Source organism: Peptoniphilus sp. (assembly GCF_034090345.1).
In the GTDB taxonomy this organism is placed as follows: Bacteria; Bacillota; Clostridia; order Tissierellales; family Peptoniphilaceae; genus Peptoniphilus.
In genome coordinates this window covers 1-19,742 of sequence record NZ_JAXDSS010000045.1, presented here as the reverse complement: position 1 = coordinate 19,742, position 19,742 = coordinate 1, and the positions used below count along the sequence as shown (strand labels likewise).

Below are 19,742 nucleotides of genomic sequence, written 5' to 3'. Positions count from 1 at the left end.
GCTGTTACTATTTGTCCACTTTCTGCTTTTTCTTCAAATTGCTTTAGGAATTCTTTTTCTTCTTCAAAGCAGAGATTTCTATGATTGCCTTGTCTTTTTTTATTTTTTAATGCGTTTACAGAATCTTCTCTGTATGCTTTTAACCATGCGAATACTGTAGATTTTCCAACATCTAATTTTTCAGATATGGATTTGGCACTGTTGCCTTTAAGTTTTAGTATTATGGCTTTAATCCTTATATATTCTCTTTTGTTATTAGTTTTTTTGAGTTCTGCTTCTAATTCTTGAATTTGTTTTTGTATATCTTTCATAATATTATTATACTACATTAAATCACACAATTGTATCTATCGTTTAACGGATATTAGTATAAGTAGAGATTAGGGAAACGGGAAAATTTGCAAAACCCCTAGGGGTTTTATTTGCTATGCTTATTTTTAGTTGTTTTTTGCTATTTTAGTTTTGATATCTTTATTAGCGTCTATGTGCCCATTTTTAGATAAAGAAAGAGACTCAAGTTAACAAGTCTCCCCAATATTTGACATAGAGCCAGAAAAAACAGCCCAAAAAAGAGCTGTTTAGATTATTATTTTCTTGTTTTAGTCGCATTACTTATATTAGATGACCTACAAACATTCCTAATATAGTTGATGTAGATGGTATTTGATGAATAACTTTTGTACTTCTATTTGATATTTGTTCAGGAGATCAATGTCCGTTAATCTTTATAGTTAAATAATCAATAACATCTTTAGATAATTTACTTTTCCTATAGCAGTCTTTCCTTCTATCAATATATTTGTCGTTTGCCTTTATTGGGAAATACTTAGTATAATCTCCAATACTATTTTTTATTTTAGATGAACTTCTTTTAATTTCTCGAGATATTGTACTAGATGACCTTTTAATTGCTTGTACAAATTTCTTTATACTCACTCCTAAATTTAAAAATTGATAGATACAAGTTCTCTCTTCTATGGTAAGATGGTTATCGCTCCTTTTAATGCTTTTTGTTTGGTCACTTACATATTAACACAGCTGATTAGCTATGAGTTTATTTTATATTTCACTTATTATGATAAACTATCTATTTAAAAAAACTGTTGAGGTTGGTATGTTTATTTATACCCCCAACAGTTTCTTTTGTTCCTATTTTATAAAAAGTAAATAATATTAGAATTTCTAAATAGCTATTACAATTACATAATATCCTAGTTAAAACACATCATTTTTTCAATAAGACAGCTGGAAATATCCAAAGAAAAATTAACAAAGTCTTAACTAAATCTTAAAATATTACTTGTTTTGTTATTCTTTTTTTTCAATAACCGATGCTTCAAGTAAAGATTTAGAGAATTTTTCAGTTTCCTTCAAAAATTCATCATCCGGCATCCATGAAGCTTTTATTTCCTCATCAATAATTTGGAATCCTGCTTTTTCAAGCTCTTCTCTCAATATCTTATTTCCTTCACCAGACCAGCCGTATGATCCAAAGACACCGGCCACCTTATCTTTGAATTTAAGTTCTTGAAGAAAATGTAGCCATCCAGATATAGTAGTAATCATAGATCGACCAACTGTTGGCGAACCAACAGCTATTGCTCTTGACTTAAATACTTCTGTCATAATATCATTTCTATCCATTTCAGCTACCGATAATACTTTAGTTCTCGTTGTAGGTGAAATTTTTCTAATATCATCTGCAATTTTGTGGCTTATTTTTTTAGTAGCTCCCCACATAGAATCATATATAATAGTCACTTGATCTTCCTTGTAGGAGTCAGACCACTGTGCATATTTATTTACAATTTCTAGAGCATTTTCTCTCCAAATACTACCATGACTTGTAGCTATAATATCTATAGGAAGATCCATAGCAACTATCTCTTCTATTTTCTTTTTAGCAAAAGATGAAAAAGGTGTCAAAATATTAGCATAATATTTCATAGCCTCATTCCATAGAATAGTAGGATCAGCTTTATCATTAAATAATTCACTTAAGGCATAGTGCTGGCCAAATGCATCATTGGAAAATAATATATTATCACCTGTCATATATGTTGCCATTGAGTCTGGCCAATGAAGCATTTTCATTTCAACAAAGATTAGCTTTTTCCCATTTCCTATATCCAAAGTATCACCTGTTTTGACAGTTCTATAATCCCATTCTGGATGGTGGTATTGACCAATTAGAGATTTTTTTCCATTTGCTGTACAATATATTGGTGTATTTGGAATTTCCTCCATTATTTGCACTAATGAACCTGAGTGATCAGGTTCTCCGTGATTTATAACTATATAGTCAATTTCATTTAATTGAATTTCTGTTTTTAAGTTCTTTACAAATTCTTCTTTATGAGTAGTCCATACAGTGTCTATTAGTACCGTCTTTTCTTCTTGAATTAAGTAGGCATTTTGACTAGACCCATGGTGGACAGAATATTCTGACCCATGAAATTCTTTTAGTTCCCAATCAATTTTTCCAATCCAATGTACATTGTTTTTTATTTGTTTTTTCATTATTTTCCCCCATTATTTCTATATTTTTCAAATATTATAGAGTTTTCTTTAAAAATATGGACAAAAACGTCTTTTACTAATTCTTCTAACAAATCAAAAGTATGGATATATGTTCTGCAGGCATCTTTTGGTGTTCTAAACCAATCTGTCAACTCAATCATTTCTTTGATCAAATCCCCCGCCTCTTCATGATCATCTTCTAAAGCTTCAACTTCTCTAATTAAATCCTTAGTCGGATACTCATTTTCAAGCATCAACGGGAAAGTAATTTTTTCCTCTTTAATAAAGTGTTCTTCCAATTCTTTCTTAAGAGTAGCAAAGAGCGAATGGAGCTTACTCAGGTCTTCTCCATGGTGTTCAAAATGAACAGATAAGATTTTATTTAATAGAGGATCAATTTCAAATAGTAAATTTCTTTCTTTTTCATGGTGATCAATTAATATAGAATCTATCATCTCCCCTACTCTAAGTTCTTTAAAATCATCTAAGTCTATAATTTCTTTTGCTTTAGAATTACTAGTATCTAGTCCATCTAGAATTTTTTTAACAAGGATAATAGGATCTATATTTTTTTCTTTTGCAACATCTTCAACAGTCATATAGCCATTGCAACAAAAATCGATCTTCTCCTTATTGAAAAAACCAATCATATTGGTATCCGCCTTAACTATGTCTTCTATCTTAGTATGAATATCTAACATTTTACCCTCCTTTTTCTAACTAATTGTATTGTAAAGGAAGGTCTTATAATTTTATGTGTTATATATCACACTTTTACATCTTTGTTAATTTAATTAAGGCAACTAGATTTTTAATTTTTATCTTTTTATAAGCAGTGTTTTCTATATATCCCTCTTTTTCCATTTGAGACAATTTTCTGGAAACTGTTTCCCTAGTCATGTTTATGGACGAAGCAATATTCTCTTGATTGAGACTTATATAGCTATCATTTGTCAACTCCGCTCTATAGAGCAAAAATGCTCCTAGTCTAGTATATGAATCTTTTATAGACAAAATTTCTAAAAGTTTTTCGGTTTCATACAGTTTTTTGCTTAGTGATTTTATCAAATTTAAAGAAAAATCATGGTCTTTGATTAAAATTTTCCTAAGAATCGTCTTATCAATTTGACAAATCCCTGTATTTTCTATTGCAACTCCATTAGATGTATAGGAATTATCTAAGAAAATTGAATTCTCTCCTATCATGTCACCTTCCACATAAATTTTACTGATACTTTCTCTCCCCTCATCATCATAGGTTGAAGATTTAATTTTCCCATACCTAATTATAATAATTTTATCTACTATATCTCCATGAAAAAATAAACTTTGACCTTTTTTTAAATCCTTATGAACCGCTGATAAATAAATATTTTTTGATTCATCTACACCAAGCTTATTAAAAAGTTTGATTTTAGAGAGACACTTCCCTTTTTCCTGACAATAATTACAAGTTTGCATTAGTTTCTCCTAATTTAATTTTTTATACAGCAAATTTTTTTGTTGTATCTAAAATTCTATTTACCTAGATCTACTAACATTGTACTATTTTCTAATCAATAATAAAAAAATTTATAATAATCATAATGACTATTTCCTTATTTTTATAATTCTACCCAAGTATTAAAATACTTTAACAAAAGATACAAAAACTATGACTTTCATGATTTGATTTTCCCACAAGATTTTTTCATCTTATTTTATTGTAAATCTAATCCCCGCAAGGTTTTTTCTAATAAAAAATATCTTTTAAGATTTTTTTAATCCTAAAAGCTATTCATTTCAACGCTTTTATAGCTTCTTTCTTATCTTCTTGACATCAAACCATACACTAAGCGGTTCGTTAGCTCGAATCATTTCCTCACTTCGCTCGTCATTCTTCAGATAGTCTTGACGGAGCACGACACCTATTTCTACTTCGACGACACATTGTCTCGTACAAGTAGCGCAACACACTCACAATGAACGCTGTTACAAAACATATCAACCGGATGAATTTTTTCAATTTTATATCCTTTAAAAAGTTTTAAATCTCTTGCCTGTGTTGATGGATTACAAGATACATATACTATTCTCTCCGGCATGATTTCATTTATTTTTTCTATGACTTTTTCGTCCACTCCCGCTCGAGGAGGATCTAACATTATTTTATTAAATTTTGTTCCCTCTTTTATTAAAGAATATATAGTATCTTCAACTCTTCCGGCTATGAACCTGGTGTTATGCTTATTGTTTAATTCTGAATTTTGTCTAGCATTTTCAACTGCCGCTTCAACAACTTCAACTCCGACAACTTCCTTCGCCTCTGTCATCAATAGACTTATCGAACCTATCCCACTATATAAATCCATAATCACATCGTTAGGTTTTATCTCCATATATCCTATTGCCGTGTTGTAAAGTTTTTCAGTCTGTATCCTGTTCACTTGGAAAAATGATTCCGGCGATAGTCTAAACTTCAAACCAAAAAGTTCATCTTCTATATAATCTTCGCCATAAATTTTCTTAAACTCTCTGCCAAATCTAAATCTTTCATTTTTTCTATAATTTACAAACAGACTTTTTAGATTCAAATCTAAAAGTTCACTCAAAAGACCATTTATTTTTTTCACTTCATTTTTGGTTATCAAAACAATCATTAGTTCAGCTTTTTTATTCTGTCTTATGACTATTTCATCTACACTTCTAAGTCCTTTCCAATTTTTCAAGACTTCAATTGCTCTATTTATTTCTTTTTCAGCTATTATACATCTTTTCACTTCGACCAATGCCTTGCTATTTTTTGAAAAGTAACCAAGTTTTCCCTCTACTGCTTTAAGTTGAATATGATTTCTATAATAAAAAGGATTTTCCATACCAATCGTGTTTTCTACTTTTGTATCTATTCCACCTATTTTATTCATAGTGGTTGAAACATTATCTCTTTTCCATTTTTTTTGCATTGAATATTTGTATTCTAAAAAATCACATCCACCACATTTTTTAGAGTATGGACATTTTGAAACCACTCTATCTTCAGACTCTTCTACAATATCTAAAATTTTTGCTACATCAAATTTCTTTTTAGATTCCACAACTTCAAAAGAGACGGTGTCTCCTATTACTCCACCGTCTAAAAAAACTGATTTACCATCGTATCTTCCAAAACCTCTTCCCTTATGGTCAAAATCTATAATCTTAATTTCCATTTTTCAACTCTATCTTATTAGGATATAAATCTACCTTTCTCTGTCTATAAAGGCTTCCTTCTGCTCTTTTAAATGCTGATTTTGAAAGCCCTGTAACTTCTTTTATTATCTCAGGGTCAGTCTTATCACCAATGTTTAAAACTCCATCATTATCTTCTATCAATTCAAGGAGCATATCTGCATCTGAGTGCATCTGTTTATATGCTTTTTCTCTCAAAGTTAAAGTGATTCTTTTGTCTTTTAAAATTCTTTGAATTCTTGCTTCAACTTCATCTCCAACTTTATAAATACCTTTAAGCTCTTCTTTTAGTACAAGTCCGTCATATTTCCCGTCTATTGCAACGTGAGCTCCTCTTGCATCTAAAAGGTAAATTGTTCCCTTTACAATATCATTAATTTTAAACTTGTCATTTTTCTTAAGTTTTTCTTTTATATCCATACTTACGCAATATCTGTCAGATTTATCTATATAAAGAGTCATTAAATAGCTTTCTCCAACTTCTATTCTACCTGCTCTCTCTTGATACGGTAAAAAGATGTCTTTATCCAAACCTATATCTACAAAGTATCCAACGCCTGACTTGCCTACAACTTTTAATTCCTTAACTTGACCTACTTCTATATATGGTTTTTCTAATGTTGCAACTCTTCTGTCTTTTGAAGTGTCGTATATAAATGCACTGACCACCTCTCCAACTTCAAGATTTCTCTTTTCTTTTAATTCTATTTCTTCTCTACCATCTGTTAATATAACTTTTGGTCTTGATTTCTTCACTGTTAAATTATGTCTACCTAATTTCATAGTCCCTCTTTCTGTCTATACTATCTCTTATCACCGGAAAAATTCTAACGTTTTTTAAAATTTTTATTCCTAAATCATAAAACTCATCTAATACGGCTAAATCTGCAATAATCTTAAATGCTGCCGGAACATTGTCGAGTATATATAATTGAGTTAACAACATTCCAAATTTTATACACTCAACGCTGTTCGTATCTCTCATAAGTAAAATTGACAATCCAACTAATTTATCTTCTTTAAATTCTTCTAATGAAAATAGCCTTATGCTGAATTCGTCCCATATATTTTCTGCTCTGTGATATCTAAAATACTCTGTAAACTCTGCTATTGATTCCTTATCTCTCTCATAGTAATCCATTACAGCTTTTAACAACTCTTTCGTCCCTATTCTGTTTTCCTTCGTTCTATACTCTGTAATGTCTCCTACTTTATTCTCAATGAGCCTTTGATATATCGACTCTTTTCTAATCATCTAACTTCAATCCTTTTAAAAGATTTTCCAATGTGTTATTTATGCTCGTGTCTTCTTGTTTATTTAAAAACTTTTTAACCTCACCCTTTTTAGGTTGATTTGCCTTTTCCTTAAACTTCTTTTCCATGGCTTCTTTTGAAGTTCTATACCCGCAAGTTTCGCATACGTATTGTCCACTTTCCATTAATAGCTTTAATCTCTTGTGACAATTTGGACATCTAGATTTTGTCATAACTGAAATAACTTTTCTACCGTTGCAATTTGGATCCTGACAAATCAACATTTCCTTTTCTTTCCTATTAACTCTCAACATGTATTTCCCACACACATCGCATTTTGTAGAAGTTAAGTTTTGATGTCTATATTGTTTATCTGATGTGAGTATTTCTCCAACGCTCTCTTTAGAATAATTTTTGATTTCTTTTAAAAACTCTTCTGCCTTTAACTCACCCTTTTCTATACTCAAAAGTTTTTGTTCCCAATCAGCTGTCATCTTGGGACTTTTAAGTTTCTCCGGCACTATTTCCAAAAGTTGTCTACCTTTTGAAGTTATCTTTATTTTCCCGTCCACATTTTCTATTAAATCAGAACTATAGAGTTTCTCTATTATATCACCCCTTGTGGCAACTGTCCCTATTCCACCGGTAGATTTTAAAATTTTTGTCTCTTTCCCGGATAAATCTTTGATGTGTGAAGTTGGATTTTCCATTGCCAATAAAAGAGTACCTTCATTATAGTACTCAGGCTGTCTATTGTGATGAGTGTTGACTTTTATTTCATCTATTATAATTTTTCTATCACTAATTTTATATTTATCAACTTTTGCTCTAAGTTCAATATCTCCTGCTTTAGCTGTTACTGTAGTTTCAGAATATTCTTCCGGTGGAAGTAAATTTTCTATAAATCTCTTTGCAACTAAATCAAATATCTTAAATTCTTTATCAGAGAGTTCTTCAATTCTCACAGGCTCTTCTGTCGGAATTATTGCGTGGTGGTCAGAAACTTTTTTGTCGTCCACAAATCTGTTAGACTTTTTTATTCCATTTTTTCTTATCTCTCTTATATCTTCTCTATAATTCTTTATATTAATTGCACTCAACCTGTCTTCAAGCGTAGGAACTATATCTTCACTTAAATATCTTGAATCAGTTCTTGGATAAGTCAACACTTTGTGTCTTTCGTACAAAGTTTGCATTAAATTAAGTGTTTCTTTAGCTGAATATCCAAATTTTGTATTGGCATCTTTTTGTAAATTTGTTAAATCGTAGAGCTGTGATGGATATTTCTTTTTCACTTTTGTATCTACATCTATAACCTCTATGCTTCTATCAAATTTATTTTTTAAATCTTCTATTTCACTTTTATGTTTATAATTTGCGTTCTTAACAAGCTTAAATTCAACTCCACCTGCTATTATGCTCAAACTGTAATATTCTTCTTGTTTGAAATTATTTATCTCATCTTCTCTTATTTTTATTAAATTTAAAGTTGGAGTTTGTACTCTACCACATGACAAGCTCGCATTGTATTTAACTGTCAAAGCTCGACTGGCATTTATCCCAATAATCCAATCAGCTTGACTTCTCGCATCGGCTGATTTATACAAATTTAAATAATCATCGCCTGATTTTAAATTTTTGAATCCTTCTTTAATAGCTTTATCAGTAACAGATGAAATCCACAATCTCTTTAAAGGTTTTCTGTTTCCACTCATATTCAAAATCAACCTTGCAACTAATTCGCCCTCTCTTCCTGCATCGGTTGCAATTACTATTTCAGAAACATCTTTTCTATTTATGAGTTCTTTTACAATATTGAATTGAGCTTTAGAAGATTGTATTACCTTTAATTTCATATGTTCCGGAATTATTGGCAAATCTTCTGCTCTCCACTTTTCATAAGTTTTGTTGTATTCTTCAGGTGTAGCTAAAGTTACAAGATGCCCAAGAGCCCAAGTTACAATTCTTCCATCAGATTCTAAATATCCCTTTCTATTCCCCTTCACATTTAATACTCTTGCAATATCTCTTGCCACTGAAGGTTTTTCAGCTAAAATTAAACTTTTTCCCATGACATCCTCCTAATCTCTACTAATTTTACCATATTAAACATCTTCTTTAAAAATTTTTTATATTATGTTAAATTTAAAGTGAAAGGAAAAATAAAGATGATAAAAATTTTTGCAACTACTGATATACATGGGAAATTATATCCTTATGATTACAGGACTATGTCCGAATCAAACTCTTCAATATGCCATATCAAAACTCTTATAGATTCTCTTTCAGATGATAATTCTATAATTGTTGATAATGGAGATTTAATACAAGGTAATTTTGTAGAAAATTTTGTAGATAAATATAATCCTGCAGTTATGTGTGTAAATGAAATTGGCTACGATATATGGAACATGGGTAACCATGAATTTAACTTTGGCGAAAAAAATCTTCTTAAAAATATAGCTGCTTTTAAAAATTCTGCACTAATAGCTAATATAGACCATCCGATTATGGAAAGTTATAAAATTATAGAAATAAATGACATTAAGATTGCTTTTATAGGAATAGATACGCTAATGGTAAATTCTTTTGGAAATGGTTTGTTAAACCATCCTCCAATTGTAGATCCTGTGGAAACTTTAAACGAACTAATGCCGAAAATAAAACCTATTTCAGATGTAATAGTTGGGCTTTTTCACGTTGGTATGAAAGATGAAAATTCAAAACTGCACACTGGAGTTGAGTCCATTTTAAAAGATTTAAAAATCCCATTTGATGTGATTATAGCAGGTCATACACACGAAGAAATCGAAAAGAAATACATTGGAGAAACTTTGATAACTCAGCCGGGAGCATATGCTAAATCCGTCTCTCTTGTTGAACTTGAATTTTCAAATAAATCTTTAATAAATAAAAACTCTAAGCTTATACAATCAAAGAATTTTTATCCTGATATTGATTTGCTTGAAAAACTTCTGCCGTTCCACCGTAACATATATGACAATATTTGTCGAACTATTGGCTACTTGGAAAATGTTGAGGGAGATTATGACTATGACTTAGAAGATGGACCGCTTATTCATCTGTTTACAAATGCCATATCTTCTTACTATCCATGTGATGTGGTGGCTTTTCAATTCGATTTTAAAAACCCAGTGCTAAAAAACGGGCCTTTGACACTTAGCGAACTTTCAAAAATATATTCTTACACAGGTGGGGAAGTTACTGTTTATAAAATCACCGGAGAACAACTTAGAAAATATATAAACTGGAGTTACAGATACTTTTCTTTAGTTAATGGATATGTTGAAATTTCAAAAAGACGTGTTCGTTTTAAATATAAAACGTTAGATATTTTTGGAAACATCCAATATACTATTGATTTGAATAAAGAAGATGTTGTCTGCGATTTAAAATATGCTTCAGGCCAACCAATTTTAGATTCAGACTTTTTGACAATAGGTATGAACCAATATCGAATGAACTACCTAACTTGTGATAGAGGCCCTTTAAAAAATACATTTGCTCAAAAAATAATTTCATCAACAGAAACTAAAAACAATGGCAAATTTGGAACTATCAGAGAACTTGTAGAGCAATATTTAAAAAGCCTACCTAACGAAACTTTTGTATACAATGAAACTAAATTATTTAAAGTTCTTCAGAAAAAAAAGACAATGGAAATTTAATTCTCCACTGTCTTTTTATTCTTACTCTTTTCTTTACTTGCAACCATTTCTTTTGCACTATCTTTTTCTTTAGTGCCAACTAAAATAACCTTATCTTTAGGCAAGTAATATGAGTTTGAAATTTTTTCAGTTGTCTCTGTTTCACCTTTTTTTAACTTTTTATAAGTTGCATAAGAATAACCTTTTGCTCCAGAAGATTCAACTTCTTCTTCATTTTCATATAATTTATATGTGAATTTTTTTACAGTCTTTGGGCTTTCAACTCCCAATAATTTCGTAAATATTTCAACATCATATATCTTATCTGCTCTATTCCCAAAAACTTGGAATGTTAGTTTCTCTCCATCAGCCTCTGACTTTAAATAAATTCTGTGCGGCAAGTTATTAGTAAATTTTAAATCCTTATATCCTTCAACAACAGCTGCATCAGTTCCTATATCTACATAAGCTATCGGTCTTGTGTGGTTGTGTCTTTCATCTATTTGTAAGTTTGATAATAAAAGTGCATTGTATAGAGTTGTAGACACTTGACAAATTCCGCCGCCAACTCCTTGTTCAAGTTCCCCATTTACTAAAACTCCTGCCTTTTGAAATCCATTTTTTACAGAAATTTCACCAACAGTTCCGTTAAAAGAAATATTTTGTGATGGTTCTACTACCAGCCCATTAAAAAATTGTGCTCCAATTGCCACATTTGCTTTTCTTCCAGCTGCTGAAGTAGAATAGTCAGTTGTAAATTCACTTAAAATTGCATCTATCCCCTCAAATTTTTCTTCTGTAACTTTTGGATATGAAATATTTACTTTTAGAGGAATAACTTCGTTTTTACTTATGTTTGACAATATACTATCTCTTGTTGTGTTCACATCTAAATATCTTCCGGTTTCAGATTTTAAAACTTTAAACTCTTTTTCTTTTGTAGTTACAACATCTGCATTTACAGGTTCTTTAAATACTTTGTCTGTCAAATATGCCAAAGACTTATCTAAACTACTAACTTCAAATCCTTCATTTAATGTTATATTTTTTTGATAAAACGGTGTAACTATATTTATATAATCTATAAACACATTTCCTGTTCTACCCACATCATAAGCCTTTTCAACTGCCATTTTGATATCTGCATTGTATCCCAGTTGTTCATAAGGAATTTCTATAGTTTTATCTTCTAACAAGAAAGACATATTTTTATTTTTTAAATCTTCCTCCTTTTGTTTTGATAATTTTTCATAAGCCTCTTGTTTTGATAGTTTAGAAAGATCTATCTCGCCTACCCTAACTCCTCCGTATATGTTAGTGCTTTTACTCACATTTACATAATAAATAAGTGAAATTAAAAATGTAACTCCCACACACAGAGCAGCTACAACTCTCTTGTCCTTCATCTTTTCTGAAATTTTATTACCCATTATTTCCTCCCAAATAATGTCTACAGTAATCAGTTATATTACAATTCTCACACAGTGGTTTTCTTGCTTTGCAAACCCTTCTTCCATGAAAAATTAAAGTGTGATGCGCTAAAGTCCACCTACTCTTATCTATCTTCTTTTGAAGTGCTAACTCCGTCTTTTCAACGTCCTTTTCATTTACAAATCCAATCCGATTTGACAATCTAAATACATGAGTATCTACAGCAATTGCAGGCACTCCAAAACAATTCGATGCAACGACATTTGCAGTTTTTCTCCCCACACCAGGCAATTGCATCAATTCTTCAATTGTATTTGGAACTTCTGAATCATACTCACTTATCAAAACCTCAGATGCACTCAAAATATTTTTGGCTTTATTATTATAAAAGCCACAAGGTTTTATCCATCTCTTTATTTCTTCAAGCCCCATCTCCACAAATTGCTTAGGAGTGTTGGCAACTTTAAAAAGTTCTTCAGTAACTGCATTAACTCTAACATCAGTACACTGAGCCGACAATATAGTGGCTATTAACAATTCAAACGGAGTTCTATGCTCCAATTCACATCTCGCATCCGGATGTAATTTTTCTAATAAATCTAAAACTTCATCAGCTTCTTTTTTAGTTAAAATCTTTCTCATTAGTACATCTCTATATCCATTTCCACAATCTCTACATCTCCAAATACTTCTATATAATCCACACATTTATTTATTATCTCATCAGCGTGCTTTGAATCATTAGATACTATTGCAATTCCTATAATTGCACTTTGCCAAATGTTATTATCTCCAACTTCGGCTATTGAAATATTTTTAAATTTACTTTGCATTTTTTGAATTAGAGATTTTAAAATTCTTCTTTTCTCTTTTAAACTGTTTGGTGAAAATATTCTAAGTTTCACCTTACAACCTACTATAACCATAAATTTATTATATCACAAACGTAAATTTTATAATTATAAAATTAATGATTGACATCAGTTATAACTGTTATTATAATTTAATTAATAACAATAACAGTTATAACTGAGAGGTGATTTTATGGAAAAATGCAATAGCGAAAAATTGCCTATATACATGCAGATAGTTGAAAAATTTAAACATGATATTTTAACTGGTCGATTAAAAAATGATGAACCCCTTCCATCCATGCGGAGCCTTTCAAAAACCATGAATGTTTCTCTGGTAACAGCTAAGAAAGCTTATGACACTATGGAAGAATTAGGACTTTCATATACGATTCCCGGCAAAGGTACTTTTGTAAATTATCAAAATTTAGAAACTATCAAAGAGTATAAGATGATGGAATTAGAAGAAAAATTATCAGAAATGCTAATTGATGCAAAAAATCATGGTATTTCTAAAAACCAAATTATCGAATTATTAAATTTATTGTGAGGTGTATGTACTATGTTAGAACTTTTAAATGTATCAAAAGATTATTATGATTTCGAATTTGAACTTAAAAATATAAGTTTTTCCCTTGATGAAGGATATGTAATGGGTCTTATAGGTCCAAATGGCTCTGGTAAAACTACCATAATCAATTTAATTATGAATATAATTTTTCCTACGGGAGGAGAAATTAAAATATTTGGTTTAGAAAATATTCCTGCAAATAATGTAGAAATTAAAGACAAGATTGGATTTGTATTTGATCAAAATATATTGCCTTCAAATTTTAACCTTTCAAAAATGGAAGCAATACATAAAGTTGTTTTTTCAAACTTCGATCAAGAATATTTTAATGAGTTAGTAAAACGTTTAAATATAAGTAAAGAAAAGAGCTTTAAAGACTTATCTAAAGGACAAAATATGAAAGTTCAAATTGCGCTCGCTCTGAGCCACAATGCCAAATTAATAATTATGGATGAGCCCACTGCAGGACTAGATCCTATCGTAAGACGTGAAACTCTAAAAATACTACGTGAGTACAGAGACAGAACAAATTGCTCAATTCTCTACTCTACACATTTAACAGAAGATTTAGAAACTTTTGCCGACTATCTAACTTTTATAAATAGAGGAAAATTGGTATTTTCTCAAGATATCGAATCAATTAGAGAAAACTACAAAATAATTAAAACATATCTTTCTGAAGCAAAATCATTTAATAAAGACTTATTTTTAGGATATGAAGAAGATGAATCTTTCTTTATTGGACTTGTTTCAAAAGAAAATTTACCCGAAGGAATCCCTTTTAGTGATGCAACAATTCAAGACATAATGTACTACGGAGGACGAAAATAATGTCTGACTTAAAAAAAATGTATAAAATAATTCTTATAAATTCTGAATATGTCTTTAAAGTATTTTTTTCTATATATACATTTTTTTTAGCTATTAAATTTTTTCAGTGGGTTGGAAATCCAGAACAAGTACTTAATTTCTTCACTGTAGAATTTATTCTCATCTTGTGTATACTTGGGCAAGTATCTCTACCTGCTATTTTAAATTATGATTTAAAAGTGCTAAAAACACTTCCTTTTTATAATTTAAACTTGTATCCACTTGCGAGCTTTTTAGGATTGTTGACAGCGGTAATGCCTTATATGGTGATATACATAGCTTTTCAGAAATTATTAGGACTTACAGTTAACTATAACTTTATGTTACTACTAATAAATTCTGTGCTATTTTTATTCATTTACCAAATATTTGGCAAACTTAAATCTGGATTTTTATTTATAAATACCTTAGCTATCTATATTGTAGTTTCAATCTTTTTTATATTGTCATTAATACATCCTTTTAGTAGTGATATTTATAATGTTATATTCTATGTACAAATTGGTTTAATTATATTGGCAGTAGCGAGTTTTATATACGCTGGTGCACTAATTAATCCTTGGAAAGATAATTATAAAAAAATATCTAAAATAGAAAATTATAAATCCAAGAAAGAATTAAATAAACTTAATGCCGATGTCCTAAAGATTGAAAATATGAAATTGACAAAACTCATAGCCTATTTGAAATGGACTTCACATTCAAATATTCTATTTGTTTATTTACTATTTATGGGAATTGCTGTTGCTATAACTATATTTAATAAATCTTCTATAACCAGTGAAAACAACTTTTATCTTATGTATACTATATTACTCTTTCTCTTCATCTATGAAAACGGGAGTAGTATGTTGTCGCTAATTGGACTACCTATAACTCCAAGACAAATATACATAACCACTCTTAAAATGAGAATATTAATTATCGTGTTAACTTCAATCCTATATATATCCGCTGAATATCTAATCGTTGGCAAAATATTTTTAAGTTCATATTTAGTTCAATATATGATACTGCTACTATTTTTAATGCTACTTGAACTTACTTATATACCAGTCAGAGCAAATTATGAAATCTTTTTTAGAATTTTTATAATACTTGCTCCTACATTTGCTCGTATTCCAATTGCAAAAGCCAACACTAAAATTTTTCTTAGGTTAGATTTTGTACTCTTGCTTATTTTGATAAGCTTAATTGTTTATAAAATTAAGACTATAAATAAAAATTGTGCCGATTTAAATTTGAAAACAGAAAAGATAGGAGATAAAAAATGAAAGATTTAAAAAAATTATTAAAAATTTGTCTTTATCCTTCTCTATATTATTCAATAATAATATTCTTAATATATTTAGGATATTTAGTTTTAAATGTTTCAGGATATATAATTCACTCTGGACTGAATAAAGAATCAGATTTATTAAAAATTGTTTTATATATATGCTTGATAGGTCAAATGTTATTTATAACAACCTTGCCTTATAAAAAAAACGTACTATCAACCATGCCAATTGAAAAAATCTACCTTTACCCGATAGCAACCACAATTGTATATTTATTTATTAATCTTTTATATATGCTTCCTTTTTGGATTTATGAAGCTTACCTTGGATTAGAAATCTCATGGTATCTAATTATAAGATTTATAAATATTTCTATTATAATAGAAATTTTTAAGTTGATGCGTGCGAGTTCTGAGAATTCTCTATTCTCCAATGACAGTTCCATTGGTATATACTGGATCTATTTTCTTATAAATCCAATACTTATCTTTATCTCAAGATACACAAATAGCTACATTGCATTAATATTTCCGTTGATTATGCTTGTTATCTTAACAGTTTATATATTTTTAAATTGGGGTTGGATAAAAGAAAAGAAATCTAAACGCAAAAAATATAATAAATCAGAAATTATTAGATTAAATTTTGATAATAACAACAATACAAATTCTTTAATTAGCAAATTAAAGTGGACATCAATAAACCCTATACTACTTCTGCTTATGATAGTTTATATACCTTTTAAAGGATTTGATTATTTGACATCAGGAGCTAACTATAATTTTCTATTTTTTAGTATTGCCATCATAGGATTTTATGAAAATGGTGACAATATACTATCTCTAGTTGGACTTCCAGTAACTCCAAGAGAGATTTATTTGATAAATTTAAAAACCAAAATAAAAATAATATTCTCTGTATTAGTATTATCTATGCTTTTTGATATATTTTTCAACGGTGTAATACTCCCTGAAACTTATCTGTTAAATTTAGTATGGATATTTGGAATAATCTTAGCCAATGAATTATTTTACTCCAGCTACAGAGTAATTAATATATCCTACACAATTATGAGTATAGCAATTCTTCTGTTTACAAAAAGCTCTACTATTAATACTGATGTATTTTTATTAATATTTTTAAATTTAGTATTTCTCATTGGCGTTTATACAATTGTTAAATTTAATCTTAACAATATAAATATATTAAATAATGATTTGTCCGACGTATTAAAATTAAAATCTAACTAGGAGGATGGATATGAAAAACTTAAAAAATATGTATTTGATAAACTTAAAAGCTTCTACTTTTAACGTTAGAGGTGTATTTTCTATATTCTTTGTATTTATACTTATTAATGCAATTAATGTCTATAATGGAAATAGTTCCGCTGGAGAATTGAACTCAATCTATCTGCTCGGTGTAATTCTTCAATTTATATCACTTAAAAGATTGCCGTACGACAGAAAAATATTATCAACTCTTCCATTAAACAAAATAAATCTCTATCCTATAGCTTATACATTATTTACAGTAACTTTATTTTTCATCTATACCTTTGTATTTGCTATATGTAATTACATTACCACTGACGCAATAGAAATTAATTTAATTTTATTTTTGGCTATATTAGCGTTGATCTACTCAATATTCAAGCTCTTTAAAAGATTTAATATATTTTCTATATCAATTGGAATAGTTGTATTTTATTTTTTTAAAAATACAAATTTTATTTCAAATGAGAAATATTTAGTTATAGGAATTTGTTTAATTTTAATTTTTATAATTTTGTCATGTTTTATAGATATTAATTATTTAAATGTCAAAAATAAAAAATCAAAATTTAAAAATAATTTTAAATTTTCTATATTTAAAAACAGTGAAACTAAGGTTAAAAATATAAATGATGCTATTAATTTAAACTCTTATACTTCAGAACTAAAATATATATTTATTTGTTCAGTGCTGTGTATTTTTATTAAGCCTAGACTATTTACATTTATAGTGTCTATGGTAATTATGCTTGATAATCCTATTAACTCAATGGCATTGTTAGGGCTGCCTATTACAAAACAAAAAATTTACATTACTAAACTAGTTAATAGAATGTATTTTGTCGTATCAATCTTAGCTATTGGATTTGTATTGAGTTATTTTAATCTGTTTAATATAGATATCAAATATATGATTCTAACATTAACCGGCACACTATACTTTATGATGTTTTATGAAAGGTCTTATACTGTTTTTAGATTAAAACGTCCTTTTTGGTTAGTACCGTTAATAATAATTATATATTATTTTTTACTTATGTTGCTAATAAACATAAATATAGATAGACTTTTAATTATAAATGGTGGTAATTTGCTTTTATTGACAATTATAATATTTTTTAAATATAAGCTTTTAAAAAAAGAAATGGTCGATATGAATCTATATTCTAATTAGGAATTAAAAATTCATCACAAATAAAAATTTTTAAAACTTTCACAAGACCTCATAAGATATTAAACTAATAGAATTTTGATCATAAATTATACTAACTGAGCGATAAACTCAGTTAGTTAAATAGGATAATATAAAATTTTAAATTAAACCTATTAATTTTTCTTTTGACTAATAATGTCTAGAATAGAATTTGATTCCATAAAATTAATAGTATTAATTAAATCATCAACATTTATTTTATCTACATCGTCAATATAAATATATTTAACAGTTATATCTGTTATAAGATTGGAATATAGAGTAGATAGAGTACTTATGTTAAGTAGCGGATAAGATTCATTGTGGTCAAATCCCATGCTATTTAATAAGTAGTGGATAATCTTCTTTACTGATTTTGTAAAAGAATTTTTAAAAGAATTTAGTCCTTCTACTTTGAAAGCTCTTCTATACAACTTTATATCGCTAAATATAAACATAAACACTAATTTCACAGCTTCATTGTACATATAGACATCAATCAAAGATATAGCATTAGAAACTAACTCAGTTTCTAGAATGTATTCAAAAACTTCATCTTTATCCCTAAAATGATTATAAAAAGTTGGTCTTATAAATCCCGCACCATCAGTTATCATTTTTATGGTGATTTTTTCATAATCAGTAGTTTTAACTAACTCCTTAAAACTATCCACAATCAAATCTTTTGCAGAATTTCTATTCATTATCATCACCATTTTTATTATATCAAACAGGATTATGCTATCAATAATAGAATATAAACTACTAAATTATTTATCAGACTTGTACTGTGGACTATGTACTTTATTTACATAGTATTCATTCCATAAATTATTAGCAGTTTCCTTCCAGTTTTTGGCATAGGGAATAGTTTTAGCTTGAAGTTCTTCTGGTGTTTCTTTACTTTCGAAATCGGTTGAGTTTGCACTTGTCTTTGACAATATTTTCTTTAATTCATAAGGATTTTCCAACATAGGACATGGCATTAAATGATTTTTATTAAATGGTTGACCTTCTCTATAGGTACTAAACAAAGGCGCCTTTAAAATATCAATTAAGTCCATATTTTTTATATTTGAGTCCGAGTAATGAATAAATACACAAGGTTCTGCATCTCCATTTGAGTTGATGTGAAAATAATTTCTTCCCCCAGCTATGCAACCCTCCATAGCTGGTCCATCATTTTGAAAATCCATTGTGAAAATAGGTTTGCCAGAATTAAATGCTCTTATTTCTTTAATTCTCCAAAAAACATATTCTCTCTGTTCGGGAGTTAGAAGCAATTCAGTGTTAGCTCCCTTTCCAACTGGCATATAATGGAAATACCAAGCAAAAACTGAACCCTTGCTTACTAAAAAATCTAAGAACTCGTCGGATGTTATGGCTCTATAGTTTTTAGAAGTATATACAAGAGAACTTCCATATGGAATTCCATATGATTTTAACAGATCCATTGCATGACTAACTTCAACAAAAGAACCCTTACCCTCTCGTGTCAAGGGTATGATAAATATTTTAATGATTTTTGATTTAAAAATTAAATTGTATTATATAATTGAATCTTTATATTATGCTATAAGTTCAGATTCAATTTTTTCGGTTAAGCTAGCTAGCTTATTAATAA

General features: G+C 28.9%; 20 protein-coding genes. 6 read left to right on the top strand and 14 right to left on the bottom strand.

All coding sequences use genetic code 11. The features are described from left to right. The 9 genes from SOR77_RS03390 to SOR77_RS03350 form a co-directional block, all read right to left on the bottom strand. The coding region (locus SOR77_RS03390) for a helix-turn-helix domain-containing protein (protein WP_320635784.1) at positions 1-311 on the bottom strand (311 nt) is incomplete at its 3' end. Between the two features lie 397 nt (positions 312-708). Next, the gene (locus tag SOR77_RS03385) at positions 709-978 is read right to left on the bottom strand and encodes a helix-turn-helix domain-containing protein (protein WP_320635785.1); all 270 of its coding nucleotides are present in this window, start codon (positions 976-978) and stop codon (positions 709-711) included. A gap of 330 nt (positions 979-1,308) precedes the next feature. Further along, positions 1,309-2,520 (bottom strand): MBL fold metallo-hydrolase, encoded by a 1,212-nt coding sequence (locus tag SOR77_RS03380; protein ID WP_320635783.1) that lies wholly within the window; start codon positions 2,518-2,520, stop codon positions 1,309-1,311. After that, positions 2,520-3,221 (bottom strand): DUF542 domain-containing protein, encoded by a 702-nt coding sequence (locus SOR77_RS03375; protein WP_320635782.1) that lies wholly within the window; start codon positions 3,219-3,221, stop codon positions 2,520-2,522. The genes SOR77_RS03380 and SOR77_RS03375 overlap by 1 nt, the downstream gene beginning before the upstream one ends. A 73-nt stretch (positions 3,222-3,294) precedes the next feature. Next, the gene (locus SOR77_RS03370) at positions 3,295-3,981 is read right to left on the bottom strand and encodes a Crp/Fnr family transcriptional regulator (protein WP_320635781.1); all 687 of its coding nucleotides are present in this window, start codon (positions 3,979-3,981) and stop codon (positions 3,295-3,297) included. A 452-nt stretch (positions 3,982-4,433) separates the two neighbouring features. Continuing rightward, the gene (gene rlmD, locus SOR77_RS03365; RefSeq protein WP_320635780.1) at positions 4,434-5,708 is read right to left on the bottom strand and encodes a 23S rRNA (uracil(1939)-C(5))-methyltransferase RlmD; all 1,275 of its coding nucleotides are present in this window, start codon (positions 5,706-5,708) and stop codon (positions 4,434-4,436) included. Continuing rightward, positions 5,698-6,510: a S1 RNA-binding domain-containing protein gene (locus tag SOR77_RS03360; RefSeq protein WP_320635779.1), complete on the bottom strand. Its 813-nt coding sequence runs from the start codon at positions 6,508-6,510 to the stop codon at positions 5,698-5,700. The genes rlmD and SOR77_RS03360 overlap by 11 nt, the downstream gene beginning before the upstream one ends. Next, positions 6,497-6,982: a hypothetical protein gene (locus SOR77_RS03355; RefSeq protein WP_320635778.1), complete on the bottom strand. Its 486-nt coding sequence runs from the start codon at positions 6,980-6,982 to the stop codon at positions 6,497-6,499. Before SOR77_RS03355 ends, SOR77_RS03360 begins: the two co-directional genes overlap by 14 nt. After that, on the bottom strand, positions 6,975-9,053 hold the full coding sequence (locus SOR77_RS03350; protein ID WP_320635777.1) for a DNA topoisomerase III: 2,079 nt from the start codon (positions 9,051-9,053) through the stop codon (positions 6,975-6,977). Before SOR77_RS03350 ends, SOR77_RS03355 begins: the two co-directional genes overlap by 8 nt. Before the next feature lie 96 nt (positions 9,054-9,149). Here SOR77_RS03350 and SOR77_RS03345 point away from each other — a divergent pair, with 96 nt between their 5' ends. Next, the gene (locus SOR77_RS03345) at positions 9,150-10,670 is read left to right on the top strand and encodes a bifunctional UDP-sugar hydrolase/5'-nucleotidase (protein ID WP_320635776.1); all 1,521 of its coding nucleotides are present in this window, start codon (positions 9,150-9,152) and stop codon (positions 10,668-10,670) included. On the opposite strand, the gene SOR77_RS03340 is transcribed toward SOR77_RS03345, so the two are convergent. Genes SOR77_RS03340 through SOR77_RS03330 form a run of 3 tightly spaced genes read right to left on the bottom strand, consistent with a single transcriptional unit; the run spans position 10,667 to position 12,985 of the window. Beyond that, positions 10,667-12,079, bottom strand: a complete 1,413-nt coding sequence (locus tag SOR77_RS03340) for a VanW family protein (protein WP_320635775.1) — start codon at positions 12,077-12,079, stop codon at positions 10,667-10,669. The genes SOR77_RS03345 and SOR77_RS03340 overlap by 4 nt on opposite strands. Then, positions 12,072-12,722, bottom strand: coding sequence for an endonuclease III (gene nth / locus SOR77_RS03335; RefSeq protein WP_320635774.1), 651 nt, complete (start codon positions 12,720-12,722; stop codon positions 12,072-12,074). The genes SOR77_RS03340 and nth overlap by 8 nt, the downstream gene beginning before the upstream one ends. Beyond that, positions 12,722-12,985 carry a DUF503 domain-containing protein gene (locus tag SOR77_RS03330; protein WP_320635773.1) on the bottom strand — a complete coding sequence of 88 codons (264 nt, stop codon included), beginning with the start codon at positions 12,983-12,985 and terminating at the stop codon, positions 12,722-12,724. The genes nth and SOR77_RS03330 overlap by 1 nt, the downstream gene beginning before the upstream one ends. A gap of 139 nt (positions 12,986-13,124) precedes the next feature. On the opposite strand from SOR77_RS03330, the gene SOR77_RS03325 reads away from it, so the two are divergent. Genes SOR77_RS03325 through SOR77_RS03305 form a run of 5 tightly spaced genes read left to right on the top strand, consistent with a single transcriptional unit; the run spans position 13,125 to position 18,100 of the window. Beyond that, positions 13,125-13,481 carry a GntR family transcriptional regulator gene (locus SOR77_RS03325; RefSeq protein WP_320635772.1) on the top strand — a complete coding sequence of 119 codons (357 nt, stop codon included), beginning with the start codon at positions 13,125-13,127 and terminating at the stop codon, positions 13,479-13,481. Between the two features lie 12 nt (positions 13,482-13,493). Further along, positions 13,494-14,333 carry an ABC transporter ATP-binding protein gene (locus tag SOR77_RS03320; RefSeq protein WP_320635771.1) on the top strand — a complete coding sequence of 280 codons (840 nt, stop codon included), beginning with the start codon at positions 13,494-13,496 and terminating at the stop codon, positions 14,331-14,333. Further along, positions 14,333-15,646 (top strand): hypothetical protein, encoded by a 1,314-nt coding sequence (locus SOR77_RS03315; RefSeq protein ID WP_320635770.1) that lies wholly within the window; start codon positions 14,333-14,335, stop codon positions 15,644-15,646. The genes SOR77_RS03320 and SOR77_RS03315 overlap by 1 nt, the downstream gene beginning before the upstream one ends. Further along, a complete protein-coding gene (locus SOR77_RS03310) occupies positions 15,643-16,902 on the top strand; it encodes a hypothetical protein (RefSeq protein WP_320635769.1) in 1,260 nt (419 codons plus the stop codon). The genes SOR77_RS03315 and SOR77_RS03310 overlap by 4 nt, the downstream gene beginning before the upstream one ends. Positions 16,903-16,912: 10 nt before the next feature. After that, the gene (locus tag SOR77_RS03305) at positions 16,913-18,100 is read left to right on the top strand and encodes a hypothetical protein (RefSeq protein ID WP_320635768.1); all 1,188 of its coding nucleotides are present in this window, start codon (positions 16,913-16,915) and stop codon (positions 18,098-18,100) included. 152 nt (positions 18,101-18,252) lie between these two features. Here SOR77_RS03305 and SOR77_RS03300 read toward each other — a convergent pair whose 3' ends face one another. Then, positions 18,253-18,822, bottom strand: coding sequence for a TetR family transcriptional regulator (locus SOR77_RS03300; protein ID WP_320635767.1), 570 nt, complete (start codon positions 18,820-18,822; stop codon positions 18,253-18,255). 66 nt (positions 18,823-18,888) lie between these two features. After that, the gene (locus SOR77_RS03295; protein ID WP_320635766.1) at positions 18,889-19,617 is read right to left on the bottom strand and encodes an SPASM domain-containing protein; all 729 of its coding nucleotides are present in this window, start codon (positions 19,615-19,617) and stop codon (positions 18,889-18,891) included. Positions 19,618-19,742: the final 125 nt, after the last annotated feature.

What these genes read in the sequence shown, in the direction of transcription:
- SOR77_RS03380 (WP_320635783.1), bottom strand. Translation starts at nt 2,520, where the DNA reads ATGAAAAAACAAATAAAAAACAATGTACATTGGATTGGAAAAATTGAT.
- SOR77_RS03375 (WP_320635782.1), bottom strand. Translation starts at nt 3,221, where the DNA reads ATGTTAGATATTCATACTAAGATAGAAGACATAGTTAAGGCGGATACC.
- SOR77_RS03370 (WP_320635781.1), bottom strand. Translation starts at nt 3,981, where the DNA reads ATGCAAACTTGTAATTATTGTCAGGAAAAAGGGAAGTGTCTCTCTAAA.
- rlmD (WP_320635780.1), bottom strand. Translation starts at nt 5,708, where the DNA reads ATGGAAATTAAGATTATAGATTTTGACCATAAGGGAAGAGGTTTTGGA.
- SOR77_RS03360 (WP_320635779.1), bottom strand. Translation starts at nt 6,510, where the DNA reads ATGAAATTAGGTAGACATAATTTAACAGTGAAGAAATCAAGACCAAAA.
- SOR77_RS03355 (WP_320635778.1), bottom strand. Translation starts at nt 6,982, where the DNA reads ATGATTAGAAAAGAGTCGATATATCAAAGGCTCATTGAGAATAAAGTA.
- SOR77_RS03350 (WP_320635777.1), bottom strand. Translation starts at nt 9,053, where the DNA reads ATGGGAAAAAGTTTAATTTTAGCTGAAAAACCTTCAGTGGCAAGAGAT.
- SOR77_RS03345 (WP_320635776.1), top strand. Translation starts at nt 9,150, where the DNA reads ATGATAAAAATTTTTGCAACTACTGATATACATGGGAAATTATATCCT.
- SOR77_RS03340 (WP_320635775.1), bottom strand. Translation starts at nt 12,079, where the DNA reads ATGGGTAATAAAATTTCAGAAAAGATGAAGGACAAGAGAGTTGTAGCT.
- nth (WP_320635774.1), bottom strand. Translation starts at nt 12,722, where the DNA reads ATGAGAAAGATTTTAACTAAAAAAGAAGCTGATGAAGTTTTAGATTTA.
- SOR77_RS03325 (WP_320635772.1), top strand. Translation starts at nt 13,125, where the DNA reads ATGGAAAAATGCAATAGCGAAAAATTGCCTATATACATGCAGATAGTT.
- SOR77_RS03320 (WP_320635771.1), top strand. Translation starts at nt 13,494, where the DNA reads ATGTTAGAACTTTTAAATGTATCAAAAGATTATTATGATTTCGAATTT.
- SOR77_RS03315 (WP_320635770.1), top strand. Translation starts at nt 14,333, where the DNA reads ATGTCTGACTTAAAAAAAATGTATAAAATAATTCTTATAAATTCTGAA.
- SOR77_RS03310 (WP_320635769.1), top strand. Translation starts at nt 15,643, where the DNA reads ATGAAAGATTTAAAAAAATTATTAAAAATTTGTCTTTATCCTTCTCTA.
- SOR77_RS03305 (WP_320635768.1), top strand. Translation starts at nt 16,913, where the DNA reads ATGAAAAACTTAAAAAATATGTATTTGATAAACTTAAAAGCTTCTACT.
- SOR77_RS03300 (WP_320635767.1), bottom strand. Translation starts at nt 18,822, where the DNA reads ATGAATAGAAATTCTGCAAAAGATTTGATTGTGGATAGTTTTAAGGAG.